General features: G+C 48.4%; 11 protein-coding genes. 5 read left to right on the plus strand and 6 right to left on the minus strand.

Annotation, left to right across the window (positions count from 1 at the left end):
* Window positions 1-23 precede the first annotated feature (23 nt).
* A complete protein-coding gene (locus tag FU672_RS20495) occupies window positions 24-797 on the plus strand; it encodes a DeoR/GlpR family DNA-binding transcription regulator (RefSeq protein ID WP_148244620.1) in 774 nt (257 codons plus the stop codon).
* Between the two features lie 38 nt (window positions 798-835).
* On the opposite strand, the gene FU672_RS20500 is transcribed toward FU672_RS20495, so the two are convergent.
* From FU672_RS20500 to FU672_RS20525, 6 genes are all read right to left on the minus strand, one after another.
* Window positions 836-1,198 (minus strand): TIR domain-containing protein, encoded by a 363-nt coding sequence (locus tag FU672_RS20500; protein ID WP_148244609.1) that lies wholly within the window; start codon window positions 1,196-1,198, stop codon window positions 836-838.
* Between the two features lie 149 nt (window positions 1,199-1,347).
* Entirely contained in the window at window positions 1,348-1,719 is a 372-nt protein-coding gene (locus FU672_RS20505) for a VOC family protein (protein ID WP_148244621.1), read from the minus strand.
* A gap of 88 nt (window positions 1,720-1,807) precedes the next feature.
* Window positions 1,808-2,236 (minus strand): DUF4354 family protein, encoded by a 429-nt coding sequence (locus FU672_RS20510; RefSeq protein WP_148244610.1) that lies wholly within the window; start codon window positions 2,234-2,236, stop codon window positions 1,808-1,810.
* Window positions 2,237-2,249: 13 nt separating this feature from the next.
* The gene (locus tag FU672_RS20515) at window positions 2,250-2,603 is read right to left on the minus strand and encodes a hypothetical protein (RefSeq protein WP_148244611.1); all 354 of its coding nucleotides are present in this window, start codon (window positions 2,601-2,603) and stop codon (window positions 2,250-2,252) included.
* Between the two features lie 74 nt (window positions 2,604-2,677).
* The gene (locus tag FU672_RS20520; protein ID WP_148244612.1) at window positions 2,678-3,121 is read right to left on the minus strand and encodes a PACE efflux transporter; all 444 of its coding nucleotides are present in this window, start codon (window positions 3,119-3,121) and stop codon (window positions 2,678-2,680) included.
* A 75-nt stretch (window positions 3,122-3,196) separates the two neighbouring features.
* Window positions 3,197-4,159, minus strand: coding sequence for an NAD-dependent epimerase/dehydratase family protein (locus tag FU672_RS20525; RefSeq protein WP_148244622.1), 963 nt, complete (start codon window positions 4,157-4,159; stop codon window positions 3,197-3,199).
* 94 nt (window positions 4,160-4,253) lie between these two features.
* On the opposite strand from FU672_RS20525, the gene FU672_RS20530 reads away from it, so the two are divergent.
* The 4 genes from FU672_RS20530 to FU672_RS20550 all read left to right on the plus strand — a co-directional run bounded on the left by FU672_RS20530 (window position 4,254) and on the right by FU672_RS20550 (window position 8,998).
* Window positions 4,254-5,162, plus strand: coding sequence for a LysR family transcriptional regulator (locus FU672_RS20530; protein ID WP_148244613.1), 909 nt, complete (start codon window positions 4,254-4,256; stop codon window positions 5,160-5,162).
* Between the two features lie 168 nt (window positions 5,163-5,330).
* Window positions 5,331-6,956 (plus strand): mechanosensitive ion channel family protein, encoded by a 1,626-nt coding sequence (locus FU672_RS20535; RefSeq protein ID WP_148244614.1) that lies wholly within the window; start codon window positions 5,331-5,333, stop codon window positions 6,954-6,956.
* 264 nt (window positions 6,957-7,220) lie between these two features.
* Window positions 7,221-8,564: a histidine phosphatase family protein gene (locus FU672_RS25225; protein ID WP_262349032.1), complete on the plus strand. Its 1,344-nt coding sequence runs from the start codon at window positions 7,221-7,223 to the stop codon at window positions 8,562-8,564.
* The gene (locus FU672_RS20550; RefSeq protein ID WP_148244615.1) at window positions 8,564-8,998 is read left to right on the plus strand and encodes a hypothetical protein; all 435 of its coding nucleotides are present in this window, start codon (window positions 8,564-8,566) and stop codon (window positions 8,996-8,998) included. Before FU672_RS25225 ends, FU672_RS20550 begins: the two co-directional genes overlap by 1 nt.
* Window positions 8,999-9,343: the final 345 nt, after the last annotated feature.

A 9,343-nucleotide genomic window follows, 5' to 3' on the forward strand; every position in this document is an offset into this window, starting at 1 on the left:
ACATGCAATATCAGGAATTCATGATGCTCACCAGTCAGCGAAAACAATTGATCCTCGAAAAGCTCGGCGCCGAAGGTCAGGTCCAGTCAAAAGCGCTCAGCAAGTTCTTTGACGTCTCTGAAGACACCATTCGGCGTGATTTACGCGAGCTGGCGGCAGAAGGGCGTTTACAGCGCGTTCACGGTGGCGCGCTTCCGGCATCATCTGCGATTGCTCCCTTTGCTGAACGGCAATCCGTGAAAATGGATGCGAAAAAAAGGGTGGCACGGAAAGGGGCTCAGCTGATTTCATCAGGCCAGGTGGTGATCGTCGACGGTGGCACGACGACCTCGGAGCTGATTACGTTTTTACCGGCTGACTTGCGCATCACGGTGGTTACGCATAGCCCGAGCATTGCCCTTGGGCTGGTCGATCATCCGTCCATTGAGGTGATTCTTATCGGCGGTCGCTTGTATAAACACTCTATCGTTGCGGTCGGCGCTGCGGCCATCGAAGGCATCGAAAATATTCATGCCGACCTGTTTTTTATGGGCGTGACCGGTATTCATCCTGACGCAGGGCTGACAACCGGTGATTTCGAAGAGGCATGCATCAAACGTGCATTTTCCGGCAGAGCCGCAGAGACGGTCGTCCTGGCGTCTCCGGAAAAGATCAACACAGCGTCTTCGTTTGTGATTGGCGATGTGTGTTCAGTTAATACCATCGTCGTTGAAGATGATACTGATAAAGAGTGGATCCGTGCGGTATCGGAAAAAGGGGTCTCCATCGTGTTGACCTCAGATCGTGACACTATCTGATAGCCAGCCTGTGACCACAGACTGGCTGGCGGTCTGCCTTAAGCCTCAGGAATGCTCTCAAGCGCGGTATAAACTCTGAGGCCATATTTGCGGGCTACCTCAATGTCCATATCGGCCCCTTTAGACACACCGGCAATACGATAAATCGCATCACATTTAGCGATGAGCCGGTGAGCAACGGGGTACAGCATCGCTTCACTGATTTCATCACCAACCGATTTCGAGCCAGCGGCCTTCGCCAACGGCAAAGCCAGCCATTCGCCAATGACCGGGATGTGACCCCGCTGGTAAACGGCTAATGCTGCGTTTTCGAGACGCGCAAGATTCTCATCAATGCGCGCCTGAACGCCTTCTGTTCCGCTGCGATAGGGGCCAGCAATTAAAATCAACTGTTGTGTCATAGATACCTCTGTCAGTGTTTATGCACGAAATTGCACGTTTGCAGACGATACCTTACGGGATTGCCGACGTTTTATGAAACACTTTCGTGCATTATCGTGCAAAAAGATGCATGACAGAGCATTTGATGGCTTCTGACGAAAGGGCTGAGCTACAGACTCTCCGGCGCATGGCACACCGCCTCGATGTTATGACCATCAGGCGAGATGACAAAAGCGGCATAGTAATTTTCACTGTACGGGCGTAATCCCGGCCCGCCGTTATCCTGTCCGCCAGCGCGCAGGGCGGCATGGTAAAACTCATCGACCTGCTGGCGCGTGTTGGCCACAAACGCCAGATGCAGAGGGGCAGGTTTTTCATTTGTCTGAAAAAGACAAAGCGAAACGTCGCCTGAGCTCATTTCGACACCGTATTCTGGTGTGCCTTCATCGATAAGTTCTACACCAAGCGGCTGAAGTGCGTGGAGGAAGAAGGTTTTACTTTTTTCATAATCACTGACGCCGAATTTCACATGATCGAACATTGTTCCTTCCTTTTTGAGATGGAGAAATAAAAAGTATAGAAGGAGAGTGGAGTCGAACATGCTAAAGAACGTGTCAATGTGACAGGTATCAATTTATGCAATCTTTTCCGATGCCGAAACGGACAAATGGCATATTTAAAACGTCAGGGTTTGCGCTGGCGAAATAAACTAACCCTGTTCTGTTGTCCCGTGGATTGTATTTTTTCAACATTTCCACTTCAATGCCGGTGCTCATAAATGATTTTCCGTTTTTATCAAACAGGAAGAAGCACATTTTATTGTCTTTGCCTGGCTCAATACTTTTATCAGACGCATTATCAAGTGTAACCTTATAGCTGATCATATATTTTGCTTCGCCCGTTGTACTGTCCCATTGGCTTCCCTGAGACTCTTTTTGAGCGAAAATGGTTATCCCGGTGAGATTGTTATCATGGCTCCCTTTCTGAACGGCCTGAGCCGTCCCGGCGGCGGACAACGCTAACGCGAGACAAACTCCTTTAGTCAGGAGACTTTGCATTTTATCTTCCTCTTCATTTTTTACACTGATCCACTATAGACAGAATAGATTTATGCAATTCAGGATCGTGAGGTGCATAATAAAATTCAACGGAAGTCTGTTTTCCGCTGAATTTACTGACTTCGACCCAGGCAACATCGGTATAATCACTATCCTGGAGATTATATCTTTCGCTACCATCAGGAAGGGTATCATCAAATTCCAGCGATAAATGTTCTCTGGAGGATGTGTATATGAGGCAATCTGCAACCTGGCTTTTTGGATGATTGATATAGAAGGATGCCACTTCCGGATGTGTTCCAATTTTACCCAGATCCACGCAACCGCTTAAACACAGAGCGGGGAAGAGTATAAGAAGTTTATTCATAAAGCGGTGCCTCAATAATGCTTATTGTCGATCACGAAGGCCAGTCTATCATCGTGCGTTAAAACGCACAATCGCTACATGGCAGACCGTTTCCGTCCAAAAAATGTCCAGCGCAGGTAGTCGTAAAGCCAGTTAAACAGCATTGTGTAGGGTAGGAAGAACAGTACCAGACCAATCTCAACAAAAAATGCCTCAGTCACTGTTAGATTCAGCATAACCATTGCCACAGGGATTAAGGTGATGATCAATCCTGTTTCAAAACCAACCGCATGGATCGCACGGACGAGAAACGTCCGCTGAAAGCGGTATTTTTTCTGCAGGGAGTCAAAGAGTTTATTGAAAATAAAATTCCAGACTGTTGCGCTAAGTGCGGATATCACAGACAACGAACCTGACTGGAGTACCGACACGTTCATCAGCCAGGCAAGTGACAGCGCGATGATAACGTTTGCCGTCACTTCAAAAATGACAGCATGGAAAATTCTCTCTTTAACACTTTTATTTAATTCAATTTCCATTTGCTTACGGCAGCGTTTTTCAAAAGCTAAAGTATATCAGACATCTTTCAACCCTTTCTAAACGTGCAGGTTATGTTAAATACATCCCAGGCCAGCTAATGTAGAATGCACGGCCTCTGTAAGAGGGGTCCGCGGTTCGTGACCTAAAAATGCAATCAGTTTTGAATTATCCATCTCTATTGACTGCTCCCAAAGATAACGCATCTCCCGCATTTCACGCAGTGTGGTATTAAAAGGACTCATTGCAGAGACTAGCCACCATGGAAATGACTTCACTTTTGCCTTAATACCGGCACGTTCCGCGACGTGCTTTATGGCTGCGGTCATCGCTGTCCCATCAGGATCCCAATGACCGCGCATATGGAAACAGGCAAACGGTTCGAGTTCCTCCCGACGCGTCAGCAGCGTAGCCAGTGTTTCGGCGACATCAGGCAGATAGGCCCACTGATGGCCTGCGCCGGCTTTCCCGGGATTTTTAATTACCTTCGGTGAGTGCCCCGGTTTGACCAATCCCTGTGAAAACCAGTTGTTGCCAGCATGGGGACCAAAAAAGTCGCCAGCTCGCAAAATCAGCACCTTGCCGCCACGCTGTGCATAGGCTGACAGTGCATTCTCCATTTGCACGCGTATAGCACCTTTACGTGTAACAGGATCCTGAAGAGAATCCTCCCGTAAGAGGGGAAAAGCATCCGGACCGTAGTTATAAAGAGTGCCCGGCAGAACGATTAATGCACCGTTTCGCTCCGCTGCGTTAATGGTGTTATGCAGCATGGGCAAAACCAGCTGCTCCCAGTTTTGATAACCCGGCGGGTTAACAGCATGGACAATCACGCTACACTCTGACGCCGCTGCCTCTACCTGTTCTGCATTCTGCGCATCACCGCTTACCCATGTAATGCTTTTGTTGTGCGCGTCATTTTGCGGAACGCTACGGCGCAATGCGCGAACATCCCATTCGTCCCGGATCAATTTACGGACAATTTCGCCACCAATCCCACCCGTTGCACCCAGTATCAGTACCTTTTTTGTGCTTTTCATCATCTTACCCTTGTTGGATATCTGCTTGACATCTTAATGACCGTACGAGCTAAATGTAATTGCATAATATAAGCCAGCAGGTATGCATTTTTGTATGAAGCTAAATATCCCATGGGAATGGTATCGCACCTTTCTGGCAGTGATGAAAGAGGGGTCTCTGTCAGGGGCCGCACGCAGACTTGCCATTACCCAGCCAACTGCAGGTCGTCATATCGCGGCACTGGAATCAGCCCTTGGCCTTGTTTTATTTACACGTTCGCAGACAGGATTGCAGGCCACGGACGCAGCCATCGAGCTGAGAGGCCATGCGCAAGCGATGGAAAACACGGCCATGATGATTGAGCGGTCAGCTGCCAGTTTCAGTTCCGGCGCAACCGGATTACGAGGCGTGGTGCGCGTTGCCGCCAGTGAAATCATCGGCACCGAGGTTCTGCCTCCGGTGATCGCACAAATAAAGGATGAATACCCGCAAATAACCGTTGAACTGGTTCTGTCAAATCGAGTTCAGGATTTACTGAATCGGGAAGCAGATATTGCTGTACGCATGACCACACCGGTGCAGGAGCAACTGATTGCACGTCGGATGGGCAGAATTGAAATAGGTCTGCATGCCGCGCCAGCCTATCTGTCACGCCATGGTGCTCCGGAAAGTATTGATGCGTTATTCACCCATACACTTGTGGGTTTCGATAATATGACGCCCTTTATTTTGCAGACGCTTAAACAATATCCTCAGCTGAACCGCGATCTTTTTACCGTGCGTACTGACAGTGATATTGCACAATTAAAGCTCATACGCGCAGGTGCCGGTATCGGTATGTGTCAGGTACAACTGGCCGATTTTTCTCCGCCGTTACAGAGGATAATGCCTGATTTCTTTACATTTCATCTCGACACCTGGCTGGTGATGCATGAGGATTTACGCCACAGCCTGGCCTGTAAAACGGTATTTGATTTTCTTGCAGAGGGTTTACAGGTTTATATCAACAGGGCAAAACGGTAAGTACAGTCATCGGTCAATATAAACAGAATGCATTATCCGGTGAAGCATACTTAATGTTAAGCACCAATACAGAAACCAGAGGCTGGTCTATGCTCAAGAAAGCGAAACCTCCGCCTTTGGCTGATGGTTTGAAAAATAACGATAATGTTCGCGTTTGGGATGGTGGGAATGAACAAGATTCTGCTCGCTTTTTTAACGTGTTTACTTTCTTCTCTGGCCTTTTCTGGATTTGCTGCGGAGCCTCGTCAGGACCCAAGCGACCAGGAGCGCGCCCGCACGGTGTACATCTTCCATCAGCCGATTGTCATGCTTCAGGCGAAGTTTGGTCTTACCACGCCTGAAGAACGCGTTTTACGTATCCGCAATACGTTACGCAACTTTACGGCACAGGATGTCCGTGAGCCGCTGAAAATTGTGCCGATATCCCGCTATAACCAGCAGGGTCGGTTGATTGTCATGAATGGCAAGCCGGTGATGCTACTGACGCAGGCAGATCTGGACGAGGGTGACGATCTGACGCTCGACCAGGCCGCACAGCGCGTGCTAGAGCGAATGGAAGCCCAGCGGACAGCGCTTCTCGATCAATATGACACGGGCTGGCTGGCGTTATCCGCGGTGAAAACCGCCGCGGGCGTTCTGGTGTTAATTCTCTTTTGGTACGTTTCCTGGCGCTCCTGGAAATGGGTACGACGTTTTTTCCGGCGCAGAATTATTGAAAACCGCAGTTGGGTACCTCAACGCTGGCGGCGTTTTATTGGCGAAATTGAAACTCGTCTGTATGCCTTGATCATGATTTTATTAGGTATTCTGGCTTTTTATGCCTGGCTAAGCTGGACATTCAGCCTGTTTCCCTGGACGCGCGTCTGGGGTGCGTCGCTAGGCGACTGGTCAGTTCGCGTGCTGAGGGAAATTGCGCTGTCGATTGTCTCCGCGATGCCGGGAGTCATGATTGTCCTGATTATTTTCCTTATCACCGCATTCATTCTTAAACTCCTCAAGGTGGTGCTTAACCAGGTAGAAGCAGGGCGTTTGCAACTCCCGGGCATCCACCCTGAAACAGTCGGCGCGACCCGCAAACTCATCTCCGTCGCGGTGTGGCTATTTGCCCTGTCTGCGGCCTATCCTTTCTTACCCGGCGCAAACTCACTGGCATTTAAAGGTATTAGCGTATTCTTCGGGTTGATGCTGACGCTGGGTTCGGCAGGAGTGATGAACCATGCGATGAGCGGGTTAGTGCTGATTTATTCGCGCGCGCTGCGTAAAGGGGATGTTATTCGGGTGGCGGATAATGAGGGGTTAGTGAGTGAAATCGGTATGCTCGCGACAAAAATCATCACCCGTGAAAACTACGTTGTTACAGTACCAAACGCCGTGGTGGTGAGTGGCAAAATTACCAACCTGAGCTCGCAAGATCCTGATGGTGGTATCAACCTGACGGTGGGCGTCACCATTGGTTACGACACGCCCTGGCGACAGGTGCATGCGATGCTGGAACTGGCCGCCAAGCGAGCAAAAGGCGTCGATCTTTCCCAGCCGCCGCAGGTGCGCCAACTGGCTCTGATGGACTGGTATATCTCTTATGAGTTACAGGTACGGCTCTTACCGGGACAGTCGCTGGCGATGGCACGTAATGAACTGCACAGCAATATTCAGGATGTGTTCAACGAATTCAACGTTCAGATCATGTCGCCGAATTTCGTGATGCAGCCTGAAGGTACCGTGATGGTTGACGAGCAAAACTGGTATGCGGCGCCAGCGACACCACCTGAACGGAAAATAAGCATGGGCCCCTGAGTTCCAAATAGGCATTAACATTGAGCCACTACAAGATTGGTGCGCATAATGTATATTATGTTAAATCATCTATGATGGTTAATAAGTTCATAAGGCACTTCCACTGACTGATAAATCAATACGTTAGTAATTTCTGACCTCCCTCTCATTTCTTACGTTAGGTACAGAGTACATTTTCTTCATATCCATAATCATTGTGTGGTTAAAGTCATGTACTCACTTAACCAGTTGGTTATCTCCGACTGTAAACGGCAATGGATCCTGATGGACATGGAAACCTGTTTGCCATTGTTGTATCCCCTCAGATATCACATTGATCATTTGGCTCATCGTTCATTGTCCACACAGTCTGCTTCGCTACAGGCTGTGAAATTCTTTTACGAATTCTGGCAGCAAAAGTATGGCGTCACATTTTGCTACAGCTTCTATTCATCTGGCCATAATCCGGACATTGCTGTCAGAGAAATGCCTTCATTTTCACTGTATCTTGAAAACGGTCGCGTCATTCAGTCAAGCCTGTTGCCACTTTCGACAGTCTCTGCCTCCCATGGCTCTACTAACGCAGCCCGATTTCAGGCGGTAATTCACTTTATCTCTTTTTTGATCAACACCTATATATCACCGGCATATCGGGATGATTCCCCCAAGGCATTATCACTTCTGGCTTCACGTTTACATATTCGGTTACATCTTTGCCGAGACAACTATCGAACATTGATACCAGGAAAATCTTCGCAATGCAGTCACAACGGTCAAGGATTTCAGAGCCTGACCTATGCGATGGTGGTCAGTCTGTACGGCATAATAGCCCCCTCCTCTCCCCAAAAGCATAACCCACTAAACCCTTTCCCTTTTGGCTATCTTCAGTTCCGCAATTTTTTGATTGTTCGTCTGCTATTAAATTATGGATTACGAATTGGTGAGTTATTGTTGTTGGAGTGCAGCTCTATTAAATCAAATATAAAAGGAAACAAGTTTAGTCTGATTGTCACGACTGTTGAGGGTGTATACGATCCCAGAAAAAATGCTCCTTCCCTCAAAAATGTATGGGCGAATCGTGTACTGGAGCTCGATAAGCAGGATTATAGCTTTCTGAGTATTTATATAGAAAAGTTTGCGGATATTGCTGCCGCTTTTGAGGAAATTCGCGATGCTGAAGGACCTGTGCAAGCATCTGCAATGGTGGAAAGACACGCCGTGCTGTATCCACTGAAATTTGGTTCCTGTATGCGGGAAGTTAACCTCTGGGGATGTCCTTATCGGCTGAAATGCCAGAGTGCAGTCTTTTGCGAACATTTCACCCTGACAGGGCGGATAGATGAGCTACCCAATCTGATTGCCAAAAAGCAGGCGCTACAGCAAGCGCGTTCAAAGTTGATCCAACTTGCACAACCTCAGCCCGACTGCCAGGCCAAACTGGCCGATATCGACCAACGGTTACAACAACTGGACGCACGACAAACGCAATGGCTACGTCGTGCTGAGACTCAACAACTGGTTGCCACGGAAAATGTGCTGTCTGCTGACATAAATACCGAGGGTGAAATCCGCACACTGGCCCAGCTTTTTGCCCTTGAATACCAACAATTGATACAGGAGACCGACTGATGCGCGGCAAGGAACTGGACACACTGATCGAACACGAACTACAACTGATGCTGGTTGAAGGCTTTGACAAATCCCCTATTTCCGCCAAAGCACTGCATACCCGACTTAAGGCAAAAGGCGTCGTCAACGGCGGGTTAAGCACGCTTAGCAATTTTGAACGTAAACGCCTGATTGCTGCCTATGTTGACCAACAGCTTAAGCCGCTAAATCTGCAGCCAAAAGAAAAACAGCAATACGTCAACCGCAAAACCCGCCAAGCCTTGCTGGCCAGAAACCAGCAGTTACAGGTAGAAGTCAGTGAGCTGCGTGATCAACTGGCGCAGAATACCCTGTCGCTGATTGAAATCGTCAAAGCGGTAAAAATCAATACTGTGATTTCGGTGGAAAGTCTGCTGGCTGTGCATGTGATTAGGGAGTTGCATAAGTCGTCATAAGGCTGACATCAGTGTATTTCGCCGACAGCGGGGATGTTGTCGGCAGAAAGCAGGTTGTCTGGTGTTACGTTGATAGTGGTGGATGATTTTATATGTCGGTGATATACACCGATACAAATGAGATACCACAGAACCAGTTTGCCGACGAATTTAACGCTGGGCTAACCTATCTTCAGAGAACTGTAAAAAAGTTCTCTGAAGATAGGTTATTTACGTGAACGAGTGGGTGGTTCCGGAAATTAATGGAAGTAACTCTGCCCCTACTTACTGAATCGCCATGGGTTTAACAGACACCTCAGAGTCATTTAAGATGGCTTAAAGAGAGGTGCCCATGAGCGGTAAGCG

The sequence above is a fragment of the Enterobacter asburiae genome (assembly GCF_008080435.1).
In the GTDB taxonomy this organism is placed as follows: Bacteria; Pseudomonadota; Gammaproteobacteria; order Enterobacterales; family Enterobacteriaceae; genus Enterobacter; species Enterobacter asburiae_C.

Bases quoted from the DNA above. Each gene is read 5' to 3' on its own strand.
- FU672_RS20495 (WP_148244620.1), top strand. From the start codon at position 24: ATGCTCACCAGTCAGCGAAAACAATTGATCCTCGAAAAGCTCGGCGCC.
- FU672_RS20515 (WP_148244611.1), bottom strand. From the start codon at position 2,603: ATGAATAAACTTCTTATACTCTTCCCCGCTCTGTGTTTAAGCGGTTGC.
- FU672_RS20550 (WP_148244615.1), top strand. From the start codon at position 8,564: ATGCGCGGCAAGGAACTGGACACACTGATCGAACACGAACTACAACTG.
- FU672_RS25225 (WP_262349032.1), top strand. From the start codon at position 7,221: ATGGACATGGAAACCTGTTTGCCATTGTTGTATCCCCTCAGATATCAC.
- FU672_RS20500 (WP_148244609.1), bottom strand. From the start codon at position 1,198: ATGACACAACAGTTGATTTTAATTGCTGGCCCCTATCGCAGCGGAACA.
- FU672_RS20525 (WP_148244622.1), bottom strand. From the start codon at position 4,159: ATGAAAAGCACAAAAAAGGTACTGATACTGGGTGCAACGGGTGGGATT.
- FU672_RS20520 (WP_148244612.1), bottom strand. From the start codon at position 3,121: ATGGAAATTGAATTAAATAAAAGTGTTAAAGAGAGAATTTTCCATGCT.
- FU672_RS20530 (WP_148244613.1), top strand. From the start codon at position 4,254: ATGAAGCTAAATATCCCATGGGAATGGTATCGCACCTTTCTGGCAGTG.
- FU672_RS20505 (WP_148244621.1), bottom strand. From the start codon at position 1,719: ATGTTCGATCATGTGAAATTCGGCGTCAGTGATTATGAAAAAAGTAAA.
- FU672_RS20510 (WP_148244610.1), bottom strand. From the start codon at position 2,236: ATGCAAAGTCTCCTGACTAAAGGAGTTTGTCTCGCGTTAGCGTTGTCC.
- FU672_RS20535 (WP_148244614.1), top strand. From the start codon at position 5,331: ATGAACAAGATTCTGCTCGCTTTTTTAACGTGTTTACTTTCTTCTCTG.